At 55.1% G+C, this 22,240-nt stretch carries 22 protein-coding genes; 7 read left to right on the top strand and 15 right to left on the bottom strand.

Translation table 11 applies throughout. The features are described from left to right. Positions 1-239: 239 nt before the first annotated feature. Together ACN0V1_RS05430 and ACN0V1_RS05425 are read left to right on the top strand one after the other, a co-directional pair. Entirely contained in the window at positions 240-1,175 is a 936-nt protein-coding gene (locus ACN0V1_RS05430; protein WP_417544014.1) for a glucosaminidase domain-containing protein, read from the top strand. Positions 1,176-1,212: 37 nt separating this feature from the next. Continuing rightward, positions 1,213-2,127 (top strand): acyltransferase, encoded by a 915-nt coding sequence (locus ACN0V1_RS05425; protein ID WP_417544013.1) that lies wholly within the window; start codon positions 1,213-1,215, stop codon positions 2,125-2,127. A gap of 27 nt (positions 2,128-2,154) precedes the next feature. On the opposite strand, the gene ACN0V1_RS05420 is transcribed toward ACN0V1_RS05425, so the two are convergent. The 4 genes from ACN0V1_RS05420 to zapE form a co-directional block, all read right to left on the bottom strand. Next, positions 2,155-4,842, bottom strand: coding sequence for a LuxR C-terminal-related transcriptional regulator (locus ACN0V1_RS05420; protein ID WP_417544012.1), 2,688 nt, complete (start codon positions 4,840-4,842; stop codon positions 2,155-2,157). Between the two features lie 162 nt (positions 4,843-5,004). Further along, on the bottom strand, positions 5,005-6,366 hold the full coding sequence (locus ACN0V1_RS05415) for a DUF1329 domain-containing protein (RefSeq protein WP_417544011.1): 1,362 nt from the start codon (positions 6,364-6,366) through the stop codon (positions 5,005-5,007). Between the two features lie 33 nt (positions 6,367-6,399). Beyond that, entirely contained in the window at positions 6,400-8,301 is a 1,902-nt protein-coding gene (locus ACN0V1_RS05410) for a DUF1302 domain-containing protein (protein ID WP_417544010.1), read from the bottom strand. Positions 8,302-8,558: 257 nt separating this feature from the next. Next, complete coding sequence (gene zapE / locus ACN0V1_RS05405) at positions 8,559-9,692, bottom strand: cell division protein ZapE (protein WP_417544009.1); 1,134 nt, start codon at positions 9,690-9,692, stop codon at positions 8,559-8,561. A gap of 194 nt (positions 9,693-9,886) precedes the next feature. On the opposite strand from zapE, the gene ACN0V1_RS05400 reads away from it, so the two are divergent. Next, positions 9,887-10,315 carry a YhcB family protein gene (locus ACN0V1_RS05400; RefSeq protein WP_417544008.1) on the top strand — a complete coding sequence of 143 codons (429 nt, stop codon included), beginning with the start codon at positions 9,887-9,889 and terminating at the stop codon, positions 10,313-10,315. On the opposite strand, the gene ACN0V1_RS05395 is transcribed toward ACN0V1_RS05400, so the two are convergent. The 11 genes from ACN0V1_RS05395 to ACN0V1_RS05345 form a co-directional block, all read right to left on the bottom strand. Next, positions 10,316-11,059: a Nif3-like dinuclear metal center hexameric protein gene (locus ACN0V1_RS05395; RefSeq protein ID WP_417544007.1), complete on the bottom strand. Its 744-nt coding sequence runs from the start codon at positions 11,057-11,059 to the stop codon at positions 10,316-10,318. A gap of 68 nt (positions 11,060-11,127) precedes the next feature. Further along, positions 11,128-12,180: a histidinol-phosphate transaminase gene (gene hisC / locus ACN0V1_RS05390; protein ID WP_417544006.1), complete on the bottom strand. Its 1,053-nt coding sequence runs from the start codon at positions 12,178-12,180 to the stop codon at positions 11,128-11,130. Continuing rightward, a complete protein-coding gene (gene hisD, locus ACN0V1_RS05385) occupies positions 12,173-13,483 on the bottom strand; it encodes a histidinol dehydrogenase (protein WP_417544005.1) in 1,311 nt (436 codons plus the stop codon). Before hisD ends, hisC begins: the two co-directional genes overlap by 8 nt. Positions 13,484-13,762: 279 nt before the next feature. Continuing rightward, entirely contained in the window at positions 13,763-14,401 is a 639-nt protein-coding gene (gene hisG, locus ACN0V1_RS05380; RefSeq protein ID WP_417544004.1) for an ATP phosphoribosyltransferase, read from the bottom strand. Positions 14,402-14,430: 29 nt separating this feature from the next. Continuing rightward, complete coding sequence (gene murA, locus ACN0V1_RS05375; RefSeq protein ID WP_417544003.1) at positions 14,431-15,693, bottom strand: UDP-N-acetylglucosamine 1-carboxyvinyltransferase; 1,263 nt, start codon at positions 15,691-15,693, stop codon at positions 14,431-14,433. Between the two features lie 197 nt (positions 15,694-15,890). Next, complete coding sequence (locus ACN0V1_RS05370) at positions 15,891-16,127, bottom strand: BolA family protein (RefSeq protein WP_417544002.1); 237 nt, start codon at positions 16,125-16,127, stop codon at positions 15,891-15,893. A gap of 25 nt (positions 16,128-16,152) precedes the next feature. Next, on the bottom strand, positions 16,153-16,476 hold the full coding sequence (locus ACN0V1_RS05365) for an STAS domain-containing protein (RefSeq protein ID WP_417544001.1): 324 nt from the start codon (positions 16,474-16,476) through the stop codon (positions 16,153-16,155). Continuing rightward, positions 16,473-17,084 (bottom strand): MlaC/ttg2D family ABC transporter substrate-binding protein, encoded by a 612-nt coding sequence (locus tag ACN0V1_RS05360; protein ID WP_417544056.1) that lies wholly within the window; start codon positions 17,082-17,084, stop codon positions 16,473-16,475. Before ACN0V1_RS05360 ends, ACN0V1_RS05365 begins: the two co-directional genes overlap by 4 nt. Before the next feature lie 73 nt (positions 17,085-17,157). After that, entirely contained in the window at positions 17,158-17,607 is a 450-nt protein-coding gene (gene mlaD / locus ACN0V1_RS05355; RefSeq protein ID WP_417544000.1) for an outer membrane lipid asymmetry maintenance protein MlaD, read from the bottom strand. Positions 17,608-17,641: 34 nt separating this feature from the next. Further along, entirely contained in the window at positions 17,642-18,424 is a 783-nt protein-coding gene (gene mlaE, locus ACN0V1_RS05350) for a lipid asymmetry maintenance ABC transporter permease subunit MlaE (protein ID WP_417543999.1), read from the bottom strand. Next, on the bottom strand, positions 18,421-19,233 hold the full coding sequence (locus tag ACN0V1_RS05345) for an ABC transporter ATP-binding protein (RefSeq protein WP_417543998.1): 813 nt from the start codon (positions 19,231-19,233) through the stop codon (positions 18,421-18,423). The genes mlaE and ACN0V1_RS05345 overlap by 4 nt, the downstream gene beginning before the upstream one ends. A gap of 274 nt (positions 19,234-19,507) precedes the next feature. Here ACN0V1_RS05345 and ACN0V1_RS05340 point away from each other — a divergent pair, with 274 nt between their 5' ends. From ACN0V1_RS05340 to lptA, 4 genes are read left to right on the top strand one after another with little or no spacing between them, the layout of a single operon-like run. Then, positions 19,508-20,488 carry a KpsF/GutQ family sugar-phosphate isomerase gene (locus ACN0V1_RS05340; RefSeq protein ID WP_417543997.1) on the top strand — a complete coding sequence of 327 codons (981 nt, stop codon included), beginning with the start codon at positions 19,508-19,510 and terminating at the stop codon, positions 20,486-20,488. Positions 20,489-20,509: 21 nt separating this feature from the next. Beyond that, positions 20,510-21,076 carry a KdsC family phosphatase gene (locus ACN0V1_RS05335; RefSeq protein WP_417543996.1) on the top strand — a complete coding sequence of 189 codons (567 nt, stop codon included), beginning with the start codon at positions 20,510-20,512 and terminating at the stop codon, positions 21,074-21,076. A gap of 2 nt (positions 21,077-21,078) precedes the next feature. Further along, positions 21,079-21,699, top strand: coding sequence for an LPS export ABC transporter periplasmic protein LptC (lptC, locus tag ACN0V1_RS05330; RefSeq protein WP_417543995.1), 621 nt, complete (start codon positions 21,079-21,081; stop codon positions 21,697-21,699). After that, positions 21,683-22,225: a lipopolysaccharide transport periplasmic protein LptA gene (gene lptA, locus ACN0V1_RS05325; protein WP_417543994.1), complete on the top strand. Its 543-nt coding sequence runs from the start codon at positions 21,683-21,685 to the stop codon at positions 22,223-22,225. The genes lptC and lptA overlap by 17 nt, the downstream gene beginning before the upstream one ends. Positions 22,226-22,240: the final 15 nt, after the last annotated feature.

Below are 22,240 nucleotides of genomic sequence, written 5' to 3'. Positions count from 1 at the left end.
TTCCTCACGCTGTCCTGAAACCTGCACTGCTAGACTGATCAGAGCCAGTTTTTCCTCATGTACCGGGACAATGTTAACAGCGAAGAGCGACTCGGCCTTTTGAGCGCGACTCAGCTACTGTGAACCCTCAGACAACCCTGCTCGTACAACCTGTTATAATTATGAACATCATCACCCGGATCGACCGAGCGTTCAGGCTCGCTCGCCGGGTACACAAACAGGTTGTGACGAGAGGTTTTATGTCGGCTGCAATGCGCTCGCTAATGCTGGTTGTTCCCTTAATCGCTTTTGCCGTAGGGGGCGCTCTTTACGTTCCATCGGAACGCTCAGCCAATGACAGAAATACCGGTTCGGAACCCGCCCTGAGCTCACTACCTCCACTGCCCTCTTGGGCTCGCGAGGACCTGCCGGATTTCTCGGGTTATCAGGACACCACTGAAAAGAAGGTCGCGTTTTTCTCGTTTTTGTACCCTCGCATTGTGCTTGCCAATTCCCGCATTCTCATTGAGCGGGATTATCTTGACAGCCTCGCCAACGAAACCGCCCTGTCAAAAAAAGAGCACACCTGGCTTGCAGCTCAATCCAAACGTTTGCGGGTGGAGGAAGAGCCTGGTAGTCCCGCGCAATTTGCCCTGCTGAGAAAGCGCCTGGACGTTATTCCGCCTTCCTTGATTCTGGCGCAGGCGGCCAATGAGTCGGCCTGGGGTACGTCGCGTTTTGCGCTTCGAGGCAACAATCTGTTCGGCCAGTGGTGCTTCTCCAGGGGCTGTGGCCTGGTACCCCTGAGCCGCATTGAGGGTGCCAGCCATGAAGTGGCCTCCTTCCCGTCGCCCTACCACTCCGTAAGGGCCTACATCCAGAACCTGAACCGGCATGCGAGTTATCAAGGCCTGCGCGACACTCGCCTCGATGACAGGGCATCCGGCGATCCGCTATCCGGGCTTGCCCTTGCCCGCGGTTTGATCAGCTACTCCGAGCGCGGCGAAGAATATGTTGATGAAATTCGCTCGATGATCCGCTATAACAATCTGGAGTTCTATGATATTGAATTCAGGAAAATTCTAAGCGACCGCAGCCCCTCGCACCTGAAGGATCTGGCCTCGGCAAGCGCGGAGGAAGCTCTGCTCCCGGGTCAGATTGCGAGAGAGAACACCCGCACTTCGGTCGAGGGCTGAGCTCCGATTAACCCCTGATAACCAGAGACATTCCCGCATGCTTTATTTTCTGCCTGCGCCGCTGAAGGGAACCCTGGCAGCCCTGTCTGTGCTCGTCAACACGCTCGTACTCTTCCCGTTTCTGATGTTGTTTGCGCTACTCAAACTTGTGCTGCCCGTAATTACTATTCGCAAGGGTTGCACCGTTGTGCTGAATAACATTGCCCGTTTGTGGATCGGGGTCAACAACCTGGTGATGGATGTTCTGCACCAGGTTGAGTGGGATGTGCGGGGTGCAGAACATCTCAGCCGCGAGCACTGGTATTTCGTTACCTGCAACCATCAAAGCTGGGCTGATATTCCGGCCATACAGTACGTACTCAACAGTCGGATTCCTTTGCTCAAGTTCTTTCTGAAAAAACAGCTTATATGGGTTCCGTTGCTGGGCGTTGCCTGGTGGGCACTGGACTTCCCCTTTATGCACCGCCACACCAAAGAGCAACTTGCCCGGAAGCCAGAATTGAAAGGCAAGGACATCGCCGCTACCCAGGCTGCGTGCGAGAAGTTCCGCTATACGCCGGTGACCATCTTCAACTTCATGGAAGGAACCCGCTTCACCCTCGCCAAACAAAAACGCCAGAACTCTCCTTACAAACACCTCCTCAAGCCAAGGGCGGGCGGTACGGCGTTTGTTCTGGGCGCCATGGGCGAAATGCTGCATACCATGCTGGATGTGACGATTGTTTATCCCGGGGAGCACCGCAGTATAGGTATCTGGGATTACCTCAGCGGGCGTATCCGTACCATTGTGATCGATATCCGGGTGCGGGAAATTCCGACGCAGTTTCTTGGAATGGACTACGAGAACGGGCGCGAAACGCGGGTGGAATTTCAGCGCTGGGTTAGCGAATTATGGGCCGAGAAAGACGCCCGTATTGAAGCCATCAAAAACGAGAACCGTGCCCAAGCCTGACTCGGCTCCTCACACGTCTCACCGGCGTTACAGGAGCCCCAGCTCCCGGGCACGAACAGTCGCCTGGGTACGGGAGCGCACTTCCAGCTTGGCGTTTATACGCCGGGCGTGAGTCTTTACCGTATGCAGCGAAATGTGCAGCTTGTCGGCGATTTCCTGGTTCGATAAACCTTTGGCGATCAGCTCAAGCACGCTCTGCTCGCGGTCACTGATTGGCTCAGCCAGCAACGCAGGCAAGGTTTTTCCCGCTATGCCAAACAGCTGACCCAAGGCGTCCCGGAACGGGGTTTCAGGCAGTTGGCCGTATGTCTTTTCCATCAGATCCCTGAGTTCAGGCTTGAGCTCTGCGAACGGGCTTATGAAGTGTTCCTTTTCCGCTTCGGATACAACACCTACAAGAATCTTCTGAGCCGATGTAATGCCTTTATCTTCGCTGACGAGCAGAGCAGCCAACAGCCGCATGTGTATGTCTACGCCCCAGGGAATCGCTTCATCATAGCGTTTACGTATGTTCGCCAGGGTTTCCCGAGCCCTTACGGTTTCGCCTCGTGCGAGATCCAGGCGTACCTGAAGGCAGTCCAGTAACCCGGGCATCATCGGAAAGAGTTCCGGCACGCATCTGGCTTCCCGATAGGGCTCCAGCCGCGCAAGCGCCTGGGCAACACTTTCAAGCTGATTCTGAGCCAGCCAGCAACTGGCTTTCAGGGCTTCAAGCACCGGAACATAGAGGGATTCATCCACCTGCCAGGTATGCATGGTGCGCTCGGCTCGCCCGATCCACACAAACGCATCTTCCAGACGGCCCTGAGAGCGACACATTAACACCCGTATTGCCATCGCCAGCAGTAGCCCGAGATCCCGGGTCTGCTCTGCATGGCGACCACAGGTGACCAGTAGCCGATCGGCCTCTGCGTCGCGCCCCTGATGCCAGAGCACGAGGACCAGATTCAACTGCAGCCGCGTTTCCCCGATTCGGGCGGGACGGGCGAGTTCCTGTACAACGGTATCCAGGCCAGTCCGCAGCAACTGCTCTGCATGCCGAAGCGCGCCTTTACCCAATTCAATCCGGGCATGGGCGTATACCGCCAACGCTTCTGAGCCGGAATCCCCTGCCTCCCTGGCCAAGCGGGAAGCAGCACGATTGGCTTCCCGGGCTTCTGAGAAACGCCCGGATGCACACAAAGCACTGGCACGCACCATCTGCGTGACCAGTTGGCCCTGAGTTGAAAGTTCCCGCCCGGAAAGCGCACGCTCAGCCATTTCCAGAGCCGGCGCCACCTGCCCTTCTCCGCGTAGAATAAACGCTCTGAGTGCGCAGATCCGTGTTTCATGTTCTTGCCGGGTCATATCATCCATGCCATCAATCAGGGCCCGAGCCTGTCGGAACTGTCCGCCAATGGCATGCACCCAGCTGTAGACAATTCTCAGCCTGGGGCTGCGCTCAAGCAATGGTGCCGGAAGGCTTTTGCGCAAGCGCAGTAACGAAGCCGTATCCTGCCCCAGCAACAGCGCCTCGGAACCCTCAGATGCAATGCGGATCACTTCCTCTGCATCGCCTGCCAACAGCGAGTATTTCAAAGCTTCGGGGAATTGGTTGCGACTGCCAAACCAGCGGCTCGCTGCCAACATCCTGTCGGAATAGCCCGCCATCACCGGTGTTCTGAGCCACTCCATCAACAAGGGATTGAGCCGGTACCAGCGCCCCCAACCCGCCATGACCTTTATCGGTAACCCACGCTCACAGGCCTCGGAAGGCAGCAACACACCCTCTGGAATCAGCGATTCAAATGCGAGAAACAGCTCGTCAGAGCACAGCCCCAGTTCTGATATGGCTCTGAGGGAGCGGACCTGCCCGGGAGTCAGGCTGCCCAATACGGATTCCTTTAAAAACCGTTCAACACCGGGTGTATCTGAAACAGCGTGCCTTTCCGAGCTTTGACGGATATCCCGGCGATAAAGCGCCAGTGGCGTAGGCCAGCCCTCCGTGAGATCGTACAGATGATCAATCGCCACACTGGTTAACTGTTGATCACTCAGAACCTCCCGGAAAAATTCAAAGGTTTCGCTTCGGCTGAACTCCAGCTTTTCGGTGCCTATGCGGGTGAACCGGTTTTCCAGTTCCAGAGCGTGGGTCTCATAGGGCAACGCCTGCCTTGAAAGCATGACGACTGAAAAATGAGGCGGTATATCGGCCACCAACTGCTGAAGCAAGGCAACGGCGGCCGGGTTCGTAATGTGGTGAAGGCCGTCCAGAACCAGAATGGAAGACCGTGGTGCCTGCGCCTTTCTCAGACCCATGAGCATTATCGCAAGCGCATCAGGGAAGGTAGCGCCGCCTTGCAGGCTGCTTTCAGAGGATTCGGGAATATCCAGTGCTACGGACAACAGGCTAAGAAAACGGGTGGGCGCGTTATCCTGTGAGTTCAGTGTCAGCCACCGGACACAGTCATCGCTGATCCCCGCGGTCTGAATTCCCATAGCCAAAGAGTGGGATTTTCCATATCCGCAGGGGGCTTCCACGAAAAGCACACCGCGCGACGTTAATGCATCGGCAATCAACGCATTGAGATGATGGCGCGCCAACGAATCCCCTGGAACGATCGGTGCCTGTAATCTCTGCTTCAGCATATCTCTTACGAGTTCGCCACGCTGAAGTCCGCTGTTTGCTGACTGGAACTCGTCATTGGCTGCATAGCCATCATGGAATGATTTCACACACTGCCCCGGTACGCCTTTAGTATGATAGTGAGGTTAAACCAATTGAGGGGCTGGCTGCAAAGTTTTGACGTGAAAGGTATTTATTTGGTGGCAGTTTTTTATCACAGAAACAGAAACGGCGGGCCGAGGCCCGCCGTTTCTGTAGATCTACATACCCGTTTAGCGGGTTCCGGCTCTGCGTAGAGCAGCCGGAGTGTAATCTCTGGACTGGCGCTTGACGCCAAACTGATAAGGATCGACTTCCTCGTTTGTCAGACCCAGAACCAGATAGCGGCCAGACAAGAGATCGTACAGGGTTTCAACCGCATACCAGGGAACGATCTGATCGTAAAACTGCATGGCGTGGGCTTCTGCCACACGCCAGAGCTCACCACGACCATCGTAGTGGTCGATGACCGATGCCTGCCAGGTGTCTTCATCAATATAGAAATCACGCTGAGCATAAATATGGCGCTCGCCCTCTTTCAAGGTTGCGCGCACATGCCACACTCGGTGGAGCTCGTAGCGAGTCAAATCCTGATTGATATGACCAGCCTTGACGATATCATCGTAACTCAGGCCCCGGTCTACCAGCTTGTAGGAGTTGTACGGAATGTACATTTCCTTCTTGCCAACCAGCTCCCAGTTGTAGCGATCTGGTGCGCCGTTGAACATATCGAAGTTATCTGACGTACGCATGCCGTCAGATGCAGTACCCGGTCCGTCGTAGGCAACCTGAGGTGCACGGCGAACACGTCGCTGGCCAGCGTTGTATACCCATGCCCGACGCGGTTCTGCAACTTGGTCAATGGTCTCATGAACCAGCAGCACGTTACCTGCCAGACGCGCCGGAGCCGTGATGGCCTGCTTGAAGTAGAACAGCACGTTGGGGTCTTCGCCCGGTTTGTAATCCGTCAGGTAGCTTCTCCAGGTCAGTTCATCCTGAAACTTCACGACGGAGTAGGCGCCGTTGGCGGTAGGCGTTGCCTGCCCGACATTACGCTGCACCGAACCACCACGATAGCGCGTGATGTGGTTCCAGATTGCTTCCAGGCCGTTCTGCGGGATCGGGAATGGCGTCGCATTCTGGTAGTTGCCCAGACCGTTACCGTCCTTGATCAGCTCTGTACCGGTCGCATTCTTGACCGTTTCATCCATGATGTCTTTCGGATAGGCCGCTGTGCGATGAGTCTCGTAAACGGGAAGCACATAGTCCGGGTATTGCTTGATCATTGCTACCTGCCCGGGGGACAGCTTGTCTGCGTATTCCGCTACGTTGCTCTGATCAATGGTGAACTGGGGCGTCTCATTCGGAAACGGATTCACATAAATGCCGTCTCCCTTGTAGCCAGCGGGGGGCGTTGTCAAACCCCCTGTCCACGCAGGAATAGCGCCGCCATTACCGGCTTTTTCTGCGCCCATCGGTGTCAGGGAATCACCGAGCTTGGCTGCTTCTTCGGAAGAAACTGCACCCCAGGCTTGGCCTGCGACAAGAGTCGCGGCCAAAACGCCCGTCGCCAGTAATTTCTTGTTTAGTTTCATTTAAATTACCTCGTTAAACGAATTCTTGGCGGTTCAGAATGAGTAGGAAACGCTAGCGCTCACAAAATCACGATCCGTCAGCTCATTATACGGCTTGCCGCCGAAAAAGTTTGTGTAACCGATGTTGCCTGTAATCCTGTTCTGATAAACCGCCTGAAGGGAGAGGCCAATAGCCTTGCTACCTTCGTTGAAGGCCCCACCCGGCTGCGGGCTGTAACCTTCCACATCGTGGCTCCAAGCCAACTGAGGTAACAGATTTACCCCTGCAATTGCGTTCGAATACTCCCAAACCAGCCGTGTACGATAGCCCCAGGAGAAGTCGGTTGTGAAACCCTCGTTGTTACAGTAATTGGTGTTGATGTTCGCACCAGCGGCACAGAAATCGCCCGTGAAGTTGGCCCCATCCAGCGGCAAGGCACCGATACCGAATGTTCCTGAGCGTCCGTAACGGGCTTCATCGTAATCCGGCAGGTCGTGTACGTAGGTCGCGCCAAACTCTGTAATCAGAGACAGGCGGCTGGCTCCCATTACCTGATCAAAGAATTTGATCAGCGTGAACTGAGCCTGGGACACATTAAACCGGTCGTAACCCGCAACAGGCTTGCCGGCAAGATTGGCGCCCCCGCTTTCTTCAAGTCGCTGCCGTTCAAGGCCGCTCAGGGTCTGGCCGTCAGGCCCCCGCTGCTGCAGGCCACCGAAGATCAGCTCGAATGCGTTCCACTGCAGAGGGACATTGTCGCGGAAACTGTACTCGGCCCCAAGAGACCAACCACCGGGTGTAGTGGTGTTGATGCTGATACCATAAAGGTTGATGTTCTCGGGATACTCAATGAAATAGCTTGGGAAAGTCGAGAACGGCAAGCTCGGGTCGTTTGTCTGGGTCGCACCAGGGCTGGACGGGTTGTTCACCAGCCCACTTACGTATGGCAGGCGGCTGTTGTACTTGATGTAATAGAAGCCAAGCTCGGAATCGTTCAGGGCCGGCACGTACCAGCGCAGAGCCACACCGAACTGATCTTTCTCATCCGCCTCAACATCTCCGATACGCGGCGCAACAAAGCCCTGCGCGAACGCCTGGGAATCCGGCAACTGGCCGGCCAACAATACAGGGCCACAACCGTCAGCCGCGAAGTCGTTGGTCGAAAAGAAGGTTCCGCAATCGTCGGGACGAACCGGCTCCCAGTCTGTCTGAACGAACGTTTCGATTGTTACATTCTCGGTAATGCCGGCAGACATGTACAACATCTCCACCGGCAACAACGCGTCTTTCAGCTCAGACCCCGGGGCCCGGAACGCAGGTACGTCTACAGGGTTGATAACGTTGATGCCGCCCTGGATAAAGGTACTTTCACCCCAACTGAGCACCTGATTACCATAACGAATGCTGACGGGCACGTCGCCGAAGTACCAATTCGAGAAAATGTACGCATCAAGAATTTCGCCGCCGGAAGCATTGTCCTTTGCGCTGCTGTTGAGCTCACGCTGCTGGCCGACATCATCCGTTGCACGCCCCTCATCTTTCAGTTCGAAGTCGTACCAGTAACGCCCGCGCAGAAAGCCACCGACCCGGGTCAGGTACTGACTGTCGACTGCGTAGTCGAGGAACAGCTCACTGTTGCCTTTGACGATCTTGGAGTAGGTATCGCCCTTGTCAAAGTTCTGGTTGCCATCATCGTAGTTATTTGTAGACGCGCCAATATTTGCAAGCGGCCCGCCGGGAGCATATTCGGGGCCAAGGTTACCTTGGCCAATCAGACGCTTGTCACTATCTTCGACTCGCCAGCCGGCACCGGCGGAAAGCGTGGTGTTGAACTGCGCTTCCACATCCCCGAGGTAAAAGGAGTACGCAGAAGCCTGACCGGACATACCGGCCGCCACTGCCACAGCGAGCGGTAATCTTGTCCAACGCTGCCATTGGTGTGTTTTTCTTGTCATTGGAAGGCTACTCCATTGTTGTTCTGAGTCGCTGCTCTGATTATTGGTGTTCACGATGTATAGGAGGCTTCATGCACAGTGCTCGTGATGTAAGCACTATAGCTAACGCTGTCCAGTGCTTTGATCAGTCAAAAGTATGATTTTGCACTCGCTACCCGCTCACCACCCCGATCGGCGCCGGGTTTCCTTGTTGTGCGTTCACTATAGACAACAATTCCGGATGCAACCACTTTGCTTTTGATCGTTTTTTGCTCTTGCTACGGCTTGTGCGGAGCCTCCAGATATTCCTGTGACTGCATTTCCAGAAGGCGCGATTCGGTGCGTTCGAATTCAAAGCTCAGGCGCCCGCCGGAGTATAGTTCGGTTATCGGAGCAGCCGCTGAGATAATAACTTTCACATTGCGATCGTAGAACTCGTCAATCATGTTTACGAACCGGCGCGACTGATCGTCTTTTTCACCTCCCAGAACGGGAACATTACCGACAACGATCGCGTGGAACTGGCGAGCCATCTCAATGTAGTCGTTCTGGCTACGAGGACCATCACAGACATCCTTGAAATCAAACCAGACCACGTCATCGGCGTGGGCCTGTGCGGGAATCTTGCGGCCGTTGATCTCGATGGACTTGCTGTGCTTGCCGGCCTCAAGCGCCAGAGCGTCAAAACTACTGCGCAGAGAAGCATCGGCCTCTTCGTCCAACGGCGAGTGGTAGAGTTCGGCCTGTTCCAGAGTACGCAGCCGGTAATCAACGCCGCCATCTACGTTCACCACATCGGTGTGCTTGTTTACAAGCGCGATGGCCGGCAGGAAACGCGCCCGTTGCAGGCCATCTTTATAGAGGCCGTCGGGAACTATATTGGAGGTGCACACCAGGGTGACACCACGTTTGAACAGCCCATCCATAAGCGTTGCGAGGATCATGGCATCACCGATGTCTGACACAAAAAACTCGTCGAAGCAGATCACGCGGGTTTCACCGGCAAGCTTTTTAGCCACAAGATCCAGCGGATTCTTTTCGCCCTTGAAGTTCTTCAGCTCCTGATGAACCCGTTGCATAAAGCGATGAAAGTGCACGCGCATCTTGCGTTTAAACGGCAAGGATTCGAAGAATGTGTCCATAAGATAGGTTTTGCCACGGCCAACACCACCCCAGAAATAAAGGCCTTTGACCGGCTCTTCCCTGCCTTTTTTTAACTTGCGCCGCAATTTGGTCATTGCTTTGCCGCGTTCGCTTTCCGCTTCCACCAGTTTGTCGTAAAGTATCTGAAGGCGTTGCACAGCATCAGCCTGAGCGGCATCCTTGAGAAAGTCCGGACGCTCAAGATCCGTTTGGTAGCGCTGCCATGGTGTCTGGTACGCAGGCGTTTCAGAAGGCGTAGAAGCTGTCATCAGGAAATCCCGAGGTCTGATCGTTGATTTTGGGCGGCGAATTATCGCGTATTTCCGATTTTTTCGCCACGCTGAACCGTTGCAGGGCAATACGACGATTGGCGCAGCACTCAAACATGGGCTGATGAGGCTGCGGACGTTATACTGGCTCACATAGCTTGGTTCATTTTTTAGGCAACAGGACGACACAGCATATGACAAACCTGATTCTGGCAGCGATTGCCGCATTGATTGTTGGCATTGTCATCGGAGCGATGGTTGGCCGCTCGGGGCAAGGATCTACGCTCCGGCAGCGCCGTGCGGAGCAGCAGACAGAAGAACTGCGCAACGAGTACACCCGCTATCAGGCCCAGGTGAACGAGCATTTTATGGAGTCAGCCCATTTGCTGCGCCGGTTCAATGATGCGTACCGTGATGTGAACCAGCATATGGCTCGCGGGGCGAACCGCCTGTGCAATGATGAGGAATGGATGGCTGAGCTTGCTGAGCAGACCTCCCGCAAGCGCCTGGAGGAAGTCAGCGAGGACGGCGCTGAACCACCCCGGGATTATGCTCCCAAGACTTCAGGTACGCTTTCTGAAGACTTCGGTTTGAAGAAAGGCGAGAAAGCACCGCAGGTTTGATCAGACCGGATTATCGCAATCGATGAACCGATGACTGATACCAAATTCCTTTTCTAACGCTGCACCGAGCGCTTTTACACCATAGCGCTCGGTTGCGTGGTGGCCTGCGGCGTAATAGTGGATACCGCACTCTCTGGCGGTGTGGGTAGTCGGCTCGGAGATTTCACCGCTGATGTAGGCGTCGAGGCCTGCATCAATGGCTGTGTTGATAAAACCTTGTGCAGCACCGGTGCACCACCCTACCCGTTTGATTTCCGCTTTACCGTCGCCAACTCTTAGCGGATCACGGTGAAGTGCTCTGGCGATTTGGAGCCCGAACTTTTCCGGGCTCATCGCTTCGTGAAGCTCACCTTCCCAGACAAGGCCGTTTAACGGTCGCGGGTTCCTGACATCGAGGATATCTGCAAGCTGCCGGTTGTTGCCGTATTCCGGATGATCATCCAGTGGCAGATGGTAGGCGACCAGGTTGATGTCGTTATCCAGCAGTCGTTTCAGACGTTCACGTTTCATACCTCGGATGCTTTGATCTTCGCCTTTCCAGAAGTAGCCGTGGTGAACGATAATCATATCTGCGTTGGCTGCGATAGCGGCTTCGATTAATGCGCGGGAGGCGGTTACGCCGGTGACGATGGTATTAACGTCGCTCTTGCCTTCAACTTGCAGACCATTTGGGCAGTAGTCTTGAAAGTTTTCAGGCTGGAGCCATTCATTGAGTTTCGCGAGAATGCTGTCACGATTTGCCATGTGCTTTCTCCTCCTGTTTTGACCTGGACTCTGGAGTTCCCTGCCGGCCTCTATCGAACTTTTCTCGTTTACAGGGAGTTAAGGCCTGAAATCAGTGAATTGTTCTGTTCAGGAGTGCCAATGGTTATTCTCAGGAAGTCGCTAATTCTGGGCTTGTTGAAGTGGCGAACAATGATGCCTTGCTCCCTCAGAGCTTTTGCCAGACTTTCACCAGACTTCGCCCTGTGACGGGCGAACACGAAGTTCGCTTTAGAAGGTAAAACTTCAAAGCTCAGGCCTTCCAGACTTTTCGTCACGCGTTCGCGTTCGGATATCACACCTTTGCAGGACTTCTGGAACCAGGCTTCGTCTTCGTAAGCGGCTTTTGCGCCAGCCAAGGCAAGCCTGTCCAAAGGATAGCTGTTGAAGCTGTTTTTAACCCGGTTCAGGGCTTCGATCAGATCCGGATGACCGATGGCGAAGCCAACGCGCAGGCCCGCCAATGAACGGGCTTTGGACAGCGTCTGGCTGACCAGCAAGTTGGGATATATGTCGACGAGCTTGATGGCAGATTCGCCACCAAAATCCACGTAGGCCTCGTCCACCACGACCACGCGCTCCGGGTTGGCCTGCAGGATTGCTTCTACGTGCTCGAGCCCGAGGTAACGGCCGGTAGGCGCGTTGGGGTTGGGGAAGATGATTCCGCCGTTGGGTTGTTTGTAGTCTTCCGGGTTGATCTCGAAGCTGTCTGTGAGGGCTACGGTTTTGCCTTCAATATTGTAGAGGCCGCAGTACACCGGATAGAAGCTGTAGGTTACATCCGGAAAGAGAACGGGCTGGCCGTGCTGGAACAGGGCGTAAAAAATGTGGGCCAGAACTTCGTCGGAGCCGTTGCCCAGGAATATTTGTTCAGGCTTTACGCTGTGATAGCCGGCGATGGTCTGGCGCAGGTTTTCACCTTCCGGATCCGGGTAGAGGCGCAGGCTATCATTGAGTTCGGCCTGTATTGCTTCGATGACTTTTGGTGAGGGGCCAAACGGATTTTCGTTTGTGTTCAGCTTTACCAGATTAGCCATTTTGGGCTGTTCGCCTGGCACATAAGGAACCAGGCTGCTGACCAAAGGACTCCAGAATTTACTCATCGTTTTTAATCCTGTATTCAGCTGAACGAGCGTGAGCCGTCAGGCCCTCACCCCTTGCCAGAACAGAAGCGACACGCCCCATTCGGTCGGCGCCCTTAGCGCTGAACCCGATAATGGAGGAGCGTTTCTGGAAGTCGTAGACACCCAACGGGGATGAGAACCGCGCTGTTCCGCTGGTGGGCAGTACGTGATTTGGTCCGGCGCAGTAATCGCCTAAGGCTTCGGCTGTGTAGCGGCCCATGAAGATGGCGCCTGCATGGCGGATTTCTTCCAGCAGGGCTTCCGGATCCTCCACGGATAGTTCCAGGTGTTCCGGAGCTATGCGGTTGGATACTTTTGCGGCTTCGCTGAGGTCAGCAACGTGAATCAGGGCTGCGCGATCGGTCATGGAGGTGCGGATAATGTCAGCGCGCTCCATGGTGGGCAGCAGTTTGTTGATGCTGGCTTCAACCGCATCAAGGAAGTCTGCGTCTGGACTGACCAAAATGGATTGGGCCTGTTCGTCGTGTTCGGCTTGGGAGAACAGGTCCATGGCGATCCAGTCCGGATCTGTTTTGCCATCGCAGATTACGAGTATTTCCGAAGGGCCGGCGATCATGTCTATGCCGACGGTGCCAAAAACTTCTCGCTTGGCGGTGGCGACGAAGATGTTGCCGGGACCGACGATTTTATCTACTGCCGGGATGGTTTCTGTGCCGTAGGCCAGAGCGCCAACGGCCTGTGCGCCACCCACGGTGAATACACGGTCAACGCCTGCGATGGCGGCGGCGGCCAGTACCAAATCATTCACCACGCCATCTGGAGTGGGAACCACCATAATAACTTCTCCCACACCGGCTACTTTCGCAGGAATCGCGTTCATCAAAACAGACGATGGATAGGCCGCCTTGCCGCCGGGTACATAAAGCCCTGCGCGATCCAGCGGCGTTACCTTCTGGCCCAGCACAGTGCCGTCTTCGTCCTGATACTGCCAGGATTTCTGATTCTGACGCTCGTGATAATCCCGCACCCGATCTGCAGCCTGCCCCAGTGCCACGCGCTGATCTTCCGGGATTGCTTTCAGAGCCTGCTGCAAACGGCTCTGACTCATCTCCAGCTCTGCAACACTGCCCACGTTCAGCCGATCAAACTTTTCCGTGAACTCCAAAACCGCCTGATCACCGCGGGTTTTCACTTCATACAGGATATGACGCACCGACTCGTTCACCTGATGATCAACACTGTCATCCCAAGCCAGCAGTGTAGCCAGCTCACTGTCAAAGTCACTTTGGGTAGCGTTCAATCGTTTGATGCTAACGGTCATTTCTCAAATCCTGCTTTGGATATAGGTTCACTATTCAGGCGGTCTACTTAGCCATTCTCAGGCCCGGCGAGAAGTGTTCAGGAAGAGCTTTCGAACACCCATAGTCCGGGGAAGCGATTGGGGCAGGCTTTCCAAAACTGTGCGAAGCCATGGATGGCGTAGCCAAGCGTACACGGACGTATTCACAGCGTGTTTTGGAAAGCCTGCCCCAATTGCTTCGTACTCCAGAACTATCGTTAAAAGCCTTACCCGATTGCTTCAGCGCACAAGATTATATTTCTAGCGGCGCCTATCCACAGCAGCCGCCATCTTCTCAATGATGGGGTTAATCTGCTCGTGTTTCATCTTCATAGAGGCACGATTTACCACCAATCTGGTGCTGATATGGTCGATCAGCTCCCGCGCTTCCAGGCCGTTGGCCTTCAACGTATTACCAGTATCCACAATATCGACAATCTCGTCGGCCAAGCCAAGAATCGGCGCCAACTCCATCGCGCCGTAAAGTTTGATGATATCGGCCTGCCGCCCTTGCGCAGCGTAATAGCGGCGAGCCATGTTCACGAACTTGGTGGCTACACGAATACGCCCTACCGGCGGCGCTTCACCTTTCGGGCCAGCGGTCATCAGACGGCAGCGAGCGATGTTAAGATCCAGAGGCTCGTAAAGGCCTTCCCCGCCATGCTCCATCAACACGTCTTTACCCGTAACGCCCAAATCGGCACCGCCATACTGCACGTAGGTGGGCACGTCGGTCGCGCGGAGAATGAGCACGCGCACATTCGGATCCGTGGTGGGAAACACCAGCTTGCGGGATTTCTTGATATCGTCGACCAGCTCAATCCCGGCTTCTGCCAGCAGTGGCAGGGTTTCTTCCAGGATTCGCCCCTTCGACAAAGCGATGGTGATGGAATCTGTCATGCGTCCTTCCGGTTGCCCGTTTGTGTCTGTCACGCTGGCAGGCGGCGAATACTTCCACCAAGCAGCTGCAGTTTCTCTTCAATACACTCGTAGCCACGATCGATATGGTAGATACGATCGATAATGGTATCGCCCTCTGCCATCAAGCCCGCGATGACCAGGCTGGCGGATGCGCGCAGGTCGGTTGCCATCACCGGCGCACCGGTCAGGTGGTCAACGCCTTTGATAATCGCGGCATTTCCCTCCAGAGTGATATCGGCGCCCATGCGCGTCAGCTCCTGCAGATGCATGAACCGATTCTCGAATACGGTCTCGATTATGGTGCCCGTGCCTTCTGCCACAGCGTTCATCGCGGCGAACTGGGCTTGCATATCTGTCGGGAAAGCCGGGTAAGGCGCCGTACGAATATTGACCGCTTTCGGGCGCCGGCCTTTCATATCCAGCTCGATCCAGTTCGGGCCAGAAGTGATGTGGGCGCCGGCTTCTTCCAGCTTCAGCAGTACAGCGTCGAGAAGGTCCGCACGGGTATCTTTCAGTTTTACCCGGCCACCGGTCGCAGCTGCTGCCACCAGATAAGTCCCGGTTTCGATACGGTCTGGCAACACGTTGTAGTGGCAGCCGTGCAGGCGCTCAACGCCTTCAATTTCAATGGTTGAGGTGCCGTGCCCGGTGATCTTCGCGCCCATAGCAATCAGGCATTCGGCCAAATCCACCACTTCCGGCTCACGAGCGGCATTTTCAAGGATGGTTTTACCATCCGCCAGCGTTGCAGCCATCAACAGATTCTCAGTACCGGTTACCGTCACCACATCCATGAAGATGTGCGCGCCTTTGAGGCGCCCGTTGGTTTTCGCCCGGATGTAACCGTTTTCCACCTTGATATCCGCGCCCATCTGCTCAAGGCCCTGGATATGCAGGTTTACCGGCCGGCTACCAATGGCACAGCCACCGGGCAGAGATACTTCTGCTTCGCCAAAGTGTGCAACCAGAGGGCCAAGCACCAGAATGGAGGCGCGCATGGTTTTGACCAGCTCGTAAGGCGCGTGGAAATGGTTGATGGTGTTGGCGTGAATTTCCACGCTCATTTTCTCGTCAATCATCAGTTCCACACCCATGCGCCCAAGCAGCTCGATCATGGTGGTAACGTCGTGCAGATGCGGCAGGTTGCCTACGGTAACCGGTTCATCGGCCAGCAGAGTTGCCGCAAGAATAGGAAGGGCAGCGTTTTTTGCACCGGAAATCCGGATTTCGCCGTCCAGAGGCTTACGGCCCCGGATCAAGAGTTTGTCCACAATAGTAATCCTGTCGTGTGCGAGCGGTTCAGCCCCAGTGTCCCGTCTAGCTAATTACTTAACCTACTGAGCCACTGAGGGCTTTGAGAGCTAGGCGCGGTGGCGAAGATTTGGTGGTTCCAAATCGAGACGGCGCAACGCGGCTATCAAAGCCCTCAGCGCTACGCAGTAGGTTAAGTAATTAGCCAGACGGGACACTAACGCGCGGCCCATTCAGCCGGTGTAAACGGTTTCGGGTGAAGGGCATGAATAGTGCCATCCATGATTTGCTGGAATAGCGCCTTGTTGATCAGTTGCTGCCGCTTGATGCTCGACAGGCCTTCAAAAACGTCACCTATGACCACTACCATATAATGGTTACCGTCGATCTGTACCTGCACCTCACAATCGGGCAGTGCTTTTTTGACCAGCTCGGTGACTTCAGTGGCGTCCATAGTAAATCCTCGGGTGTTTTTGAAATCAGGGGCGGGATTGTAACCAATCCTCGAGGTTGCTCAAAGCGGCAAGAGAAATGAGACGGTCTGGTGCTTCTCTGAACGACAGAAAAATACCCTGTTTTTCAGCCAGCCGGCTCCAGCACAGGAGCATGGATAGAGCAACGCTGTGGGTGTTGGCCAAGCCTGCAAGATCAACCACCAGGCTTTTCAAGCTCTCACTGGCTGCTTTGATCAGTCGCTCGCCTTCTGCCCGCAGCGGTATCACTGTATAGGCGTCGATGGTGCCCGAGACCGAGAGCACGCCCTCTTCCATCTGAACGGTCGGAAGTTGTGCCTCCGCACTCATGACTTATTCACTTCATCTTCCAGGTTGAGGGATTTCACGGCATCGCTCCATCCGTCAATCACCACCTGAACCTGCCCTCGATTGGCTTCCATTTCCTGAGTGAAACGGTCCCGGAACGAAAGGCCAATGTTGACCCCTTCAACAATTACATTTTCCATCATCCAGTCGCCGTCTTCCTTACGGTACATGGAATAGGTGACTGAATGGCGGTTGCCGGAGGCGGTTATCACCTCCATGGCCACAGAGGCTCGGTTGTCGTCCTGCGGGTTGATGATGGCGTCGTTAACCTTGATTTTGAAATCTTCAGCGCTCACCAACGCCTGGGCATAACTGTCAAACAGGCTGCGTTTGAACTGGACTACAAACTCGTCGCGCTGCTCAGGGGTTGTCTGGCGTGCATAGCGCCCCATTACCCGGGCCGCAATCCGGCGAAAATCGACAAAGCCTTCCAGCGCATCATCCATGTGCCGGTAAAAGGCTTCGGGATCACGCTCATAAAGCCCGCGTTCAGCATTGAGTTGATTTACCAGGCGCTGGGTATTGTCATCCACATAGCGCTGCAAGTCTTCTTCCGGACCCGCCTGAACCGATGCTACGTAAAACGCCATCAGTGTCAGAGCGAGAAAAAATCGCTGTATAAAAGCAATCATGTGGCCTCTCCTGTTCTGTCGCGAAGCCGGCTTACTTGCCAGACGCAAAATTGCTGATCAACCGCTCAATATTCATGGCAGACTGAGTGGAATAAAACGTATCGCCCGGTTTGAGGGAATCCATTTCACCACCGATGGATATATCAATGTACTGCTCCCCCAGCAGACCGGATGTGCGTATTACTGCAGCGCTATCTGCTGGAATATTATCCACGTCGCCATCAATGGACATGGCGACCCGCGCCTGGAAGGTTTCCTTGTTCAGTGTGATGGACTCGATACTGCCCACCGTCACACCCGCCATGGAAACCCGGCCCCGAGGCGTAATGCCGCCGGTATCGTTAAAATCCGCGTAAATGGTGTAGGTGCTTTTGGCCGATTTGGGGGACAGCCCGCTTACCTGAAGTGCCAGAAAAAGCAGCGCAGCCAATCCGGCAAGCATAAACAGGCCAACTGTGATGTCCGTTGTTCTTTGTGTCATTACCGGCTCCCGGTGTTATCTCGTCTATCGTTAATCAGAAGTTGCCGAACATTACGGCGGTCAGCACAAAATCCAGCCCCAGCACGGCAAGTGAGGAGTAGACCACGGTTTTCGTGGTGGCCGAGCTGATTCCTGCGGATGTGGGCACGCAATCGTAACCTTGGTAAACCGCAATCCAGGCACAGACAAAACCGAAGACCACGCTTTTGATCACGCCGTTTACGACGTCGTCCCAGAAATCCACAGAGGCCTGCATATTACCCCAGTAGGAGCCTTCAAATACGCCGAGCCATTCCACGCCTACCAGCATACCGCCCCAGATACCCACCATCGAAAAAATAATAGCCAGTACCGGCGTGGCTATAAAGCCCGCCCAGAGTCTAGGGGCAATAACTCGGCGCAGGGGATCCACACCCATCATCTCCATGCTGGACAACTGCTCGGTCGCTTTCATCAGGCCGATCTCAGCGGTCAACGCAGAGCCTGCGCGCCCTGCAAACAGCAAAGCAGTTATCACGGGCCCCAGTTCGCGCACCAGGGTAAGCGCAATCATCTGGCCGATCGCGGATTCGGAACCAAAATCACTGAGAATGGTGTAACCCTGAAGGCCCAGCACCATGCCGATGAACAGCCCTGACACCACCACAATGGCCAGTGAAAGCACGCCGACCGAGTAAAGTTGTTTCAATAAAAGCGGAAAACCGGTTGCCGGGCGCGGAACGCCTGACAGCACGCCAGCCAGAAAACGACCGGCGTGTCCGAAGGAAATAACAAAATCTACCCCGCTACGCCCGAGGGACGCGATTCTGTCGATCAAGAGACACCTCCAGAAAGACCGAAATCCTCAGAAGCCGTCGAGGACGGGTAATGAAACGGCACAGGGCCATCCGGATGCCCCTGCAAAAACTGCTGCACCTGTTCAGACGGATGGCCCTGCAACTCGGCGGGTGTGCCTGTGCCAATCACTTTTCCATCCGCAATGATGCAGGCGTAGTGGCAGATGCTCAGGGATTCTTTAACATCATGGGATACCAGAACGCTGGTGAGCCCCATGGAGCTATTGAGATCACGGATCAGTTTCACCAGCACACCCATGCCAATCGGATCCTGCCCGGCGAAGGGCTCATCGTACATGATCAGCTCCGGGTCCAGAGCGATACTGCGGGCCAGGGCCACGCGCCGATTCATGCCACCGGAAAGTTCAGACGGCATGAGTTTGCGGGCACCGCGCAAGCCAACCGCTTCCAGCTTCATCAACACGATGTCGTGAATCATGTCTTCTGGCAGTTTGGTGTGCACGCGCATCGGGAACGCCACATTCTCGTAAACACTCAGGTCGGTAAACAACGCACCGCTCTGGAACAGCATGCCCATTTTTTCCCGAAACGTGTAAAGCTCTTTGCGGCGAAGTTCAGAAATCGAGTGTCCATCCACCAGTATGCTGCCGGAGTCCTGCCGAAGCTGACCGCCAATCAGGCGCAACAAGGTGGTTTTTCCGCTGCCGCTGGGCCCCATAATGGCCGTGATTTTGCCACGGGGAATCTCTGCGGAAACCCCATTGAAAATACGGCGACCAGAGCGGGAAAATACAACATCCTTCAATGAAATGTACGAGCTCAAACCCATATTCCTTACCTTTCAGCCCATAGCCTTTAGCTTTCAGCCCGTTGCGTTTAGCTCTTCAACGCATAGCGCTTAGCTTTCAAAGAGCGGCTACATTATGCCAAGGAGCCCTCAAGCTCAATCAGTGGTTCCCAAAATGAATTGATAGCAATGATCAGTTTTGCTGATCGATCCAATGAACTTGCCGTAACCAGGCCGCGCCAGCCACGGGAAATGTTATACTTCGCCAACTCTATCGCAATCACGTAACTTTACGACAAAACAGGTTCTTTGCCCGATGACTGAGCAGAAAATATACGATTTCCGGAACCCCGCACTTCAGGCCATTCGCATTGAGCGCGATGCAATCAGCGCCCTGGAAAACCGAATCGACGACCACTTTATACGTGCCTGTGAAGTCATCATGGCTTGTAAGGGCCGGGTTGTAGTGACTGGCATGGGCAAGTCCGGCCACATTGGCCACAAGATTGCGGCCACTCTGGCCAGCACCGGAACACCTTCGTTTTTTGTTCATCCCGGGGAAGCCAGCCACGGCGACATGGGCATGATTACCAGCCAGGATGTGGTTATTGCCATTTCGAACAGCGGCAACACCAGCGAAGTGGTTACCATTCTGCCACTGATCAAACGCATGGGCGCGCCGCTGATCAGCATGACCGGCAATCCAACCTCCACTCTGGCAAAAGAGGCGGTTGCGAACCTGGATGTCAGCGTTGAAGCGGAGGCTTGCCCGCTGGGTCTGGCGCCGACATCCAGCACAACCGCCACTCTGGTGATGGGCGACGCCTTGGCCGTTGCCTTGCTCGAAGCCCGGGGCTTCAGCGCTGAAGACTTTGCGTTCTCGCATCCGGGCGGCAGCCTGGGGCGCAAACTCCTGCTGCGGGTTAGCGACATCATGCATACCGGCGACCGCATCCCCATTGTAAATGAGAGCACCACTTTGAGTGGTGCCTTGCTGGAGATATCCCGTAAAGGGCTGGGCATGACAACCGTCGTAAACGATACGGGTGTCATGACCGGAATTTTCACAGACGGCGATCTGCGCCGCACCCTGGACAAGTCCATTGATGTGCACACCACCCCTATGCGGGATGTTATGACACGCAATGGACGCACCATTCAGCCGGATCAACTGGCTGCGGAAGCGCTCAACGTTATGGAAGGCCTCAAGATCAGCGCACTCCCGGTTACCGACGAGAACGGCGCCCTCGTCGGCGCCATCAACATGCACGACCTGCTTCGCGCCGGCGTTATCTAATAGGCAAATTCAAGAGGCAATATGATGGGAGAACTGAAAAGCCCGCTTCAGGAAGCCTGGACTGAAGCACTGCTGGCCAAAGCTGCGCACATCAAGCTTGTTGCCCTGGATGTTGATGGCATTATGAGCGATGGCAAGATCTACTTCAGTGCCAAAGGTGACGAACTGAAAGGCTTCAACATTCTGGACGGGCTGGGCCTGAAGCAGATTATGGCCGCAGGAATCATTGTAGCCGTCATCACCGGTCGCAGCTCACCATTAACTGAAAAGCGCATGAGAGATCTGGGGATTCACCATCTGATGCAAGGACGGGAAGACAAGAAGGTCGCTTTGCAGGAGCTGGTGGACAAACTGCACATTCTTCCGGAAGCTATCGCCTATATGGGCGACGACTTGCCGGACCTGCCCGCTATTCGCTACGCAGGCTTCGGAGTTACGGTGCCGAACGGATATTGGCTGGTGCGCGAGCATGCGGATTATTGCACCCGGGCTAACGGCGGCAGCGGTGCGGTGCGGGAGCTTTGTGATTTACTGCTGACAGCCGGCAACCACCTGAACGCAACCCTGATGCCTTACCTGGAACCATAACCATGGCGCAGAGCGAAAAAACCAGCCGGCTTTCCGTATTGGCCATAGCAAACAGGCCCTGGCTTCGCATGCTGGCGCTTGCAACCACGGTTGCGGCAACGGTTTTCCTGCTATGGCAAAGCGATGAACCGCCAATATCCAGCTACAGCGACCCACGCCAGCTCCGGGGTGAGACAGAACCCGATGGTTTTGTAATCAACGGCAACTATACTTCCTACGATGAAACAGGCCACCGCAAGATCGTTTTTACAAGCCCTCGCATCGAACAGTTTGAAGAAGAAAATCTGGCGACCATGGAGTCGCCCAACGCAGAACTGTTCAGCGCAACCGATCCCGAGCCCTGGATTCTCGAAGCCGATAATGGCAGCCTGCTTCGAAACGAAGATCTGCTGGACCTTACCGGCAACGTTCGCGTGGTGCGGACCATTGGTGACCGGACAGCAACACTGAATACTGAAAGCCTGACCCTGGATAATGATCAGGGCATTGTCTATACCGATGACCCGGTGGTCATTGTTGACAGCGTTGGCACTACCCGGGCAAAGGGTATGAAGGCGTGGATCAATGAACGCATTCTGGAACTCAACTCCCAGGTGGAAGGACGTTATGAAACCGTTAAATAACCCGATGCGCAGGCTTCTGGCCACCATTCTGGCAGCAGGCCTTGCCAGCCCGGCGCTGGCATTTGATCTTGGTTCCGATGAACCGATCACCGTCAGCGCCGACAGCGCCCGCCTGGACGATGGCAAGGGCATTGCCACTTACACCGGAGCGGTTGAACTGGTTCAGGGCAAAACCCGCCTTACGGCTGAACGGGTAGTGCTGTACCGCAGTGCAGAAGGCCTTAACCGTATTGAGGCCAACGGTTCACCCGCCCGTTACCAGCAGCCCGTCACCAGCGGCGAAGGTGAAACCGATGCCAGAGCCCTGTACATCACCTGGTCAGCCTCAGATAAACAGCTCACCTTTGAGCGGGAAGCGGAAATTGAGCAAAATGGCAACCTGTTCCGCGGCGACATCATTCATTACGATACCGAACAACGTGTGGTCACGGCCGAGGGAAGCAAAGATACCGGCTCTGGCCCCGGGCGCGTTGAGATGGTTATCCAGCCAGGCAGTGGCACTATCAGCAACGACTCTACCCAATAGCAGCTGATTACATTA

The sequence above is a fragment of the Marinobacter sp. genome (genome assembly GCF_048266785.1).
Classification (GTDB): Bacteria; Pseudomonadota; Gammaproteobacteria; order Pseudomonadales; family Oleiphilaceae; genus Marinobacter.
This window is presented reverse-complemented; position numbering and strand designations above follow the sequence as displayed.

Bases quoted from the DNA above. Each gene is read 5' to 3' on its own strand.
- ACN0V1_RS05430 (WP_417544014.1), top strand. From the start codon at position 240: ATGTCGGCTGCAATGCGCTCGCTAATGCTGGTTGTTCCCTTAATCGCT.
- ACN0V1_RS05370 (WP_417544002.1), bottom strand. From the start codon at position 16,127: ATGGACGCCACTGAAGTCACCGAGCTGGTCAAAAAAGCACTGCCCGAT.
- ACN0V1_RS05365 (WP_417544001.1), bottom strand. From the start codon at position 16,476: ATGAGTGCGGAGGCACAACTTCCGACCGTTCAGATGGAAGAGGGCGTG.
- ACN0V1_RS05415 (WP_417544011.1), bottom strand. From the start codon at position 6,366: ATGAAACTAAACAAGAAATTACTGGCGACGGGCGTTTTGGCCGCGACT.
- hisD (WP_417544005.1), bottom strand. From the start codon at position 13,483: ATGACCGTTAGCATCAAACGATTGAACGCTACCCAAAGTGACTTTGAC.
- ACN0V1_RS05335 (WP_417543996.1), top strand. From the start codon at position 20,510: ATGATGGGAGAACTGAAAAGCCCGCTTCAGGAAGCCTGGACTGAAGCA.
- ACN0V1_RS05360 (WP_417544056.1), bottom strand. From the start codon at position 17,084: ATGGCGTTTTACGTAGCATCGGTTCAGGCGGGTCCGGAAGAAGACTTG.
- ACN0V1_RS05425 (WP_417544013.1), top strand. From the start codon at position 1,213: ATGCTTTATTTTCTGCCTGCGCCGCTGAAGGGAACCCTGGCAGCCCTG.
- ACN0V1_RS05410 (WP_417544010.1), bottom strand. From the start codon at position 8,301: ATGACAAGAAAAACACACCAATGGCAGCGTTGGACAAGATTACCGCTC.
- zapE (WP_417544009.1), bottom strand. From the start codon at position 9,692: ATGACAGCTTCTACGCCTTCTGAAACGCCTGCGTACCAGACACCATGG.
- hisC (WP_417544006.1), bottom strand. From the start codon at position 12,180: ATGAGTAAATTCTGGAGTCCTTTGGTCAGCAGCCTGGTTCCTTATGTG.
- ACN0V1_RS05395 (WP_417544007.1), bottom strand. From the start codon at position 11,059: ATGGCAAATCGTGACAGCATTCTCGCGAAACTCAATGAATGGCTCCAG.
- ACN0V1_RS05340 (WP_417543997.1), top strand. From the start codon at position 19,508: ATGACTGAGCAGAAAATATACGATTTCCGGAACCCCGCACTTCAGGCC.
- hisG (WP_417544004.1), bottom strand. From the start codon at position 14,401: ATGACAGATTCCATCACCATCGCTTTGTCGAAGGGGCGAATCCTGGAA.
- ACN0V1_RS05345 (WP_417543998.1), bottom strand. From the start codon at position 19,233: ATGGGTTTGAGCTCGTACATTTCATTGAAGGATGTTGTATTTTCCCGC.
- ACN0V1_RS05400 (WP_417544008.1), top strand. From the start codon at position 9,887: ATGACAAACCTGATTCTGGCAGCGATTGCCGCATTGATTGTTGGCATT.
- mlaD (WP_417544000.1), bottom strand. From the start codon at position 17,607: ATGACACAAAGAACAACGGACATCACAGTTGGCCTGTTTATGCTTGCC.
- lptC (WP_417543995.1), top strand. From the start codon at position 21,079: ATGGCGCAGAGCGAAAAAACCAGCCGGCTTTCCGTATTGGCCATAGCA.
- lptA (WP_417543994.1), top strand. From the start codon at position 21,683: ATGAAACCGTTAAATAACCCGATGCGCAGGCTTCTGGCCACCATTCTG.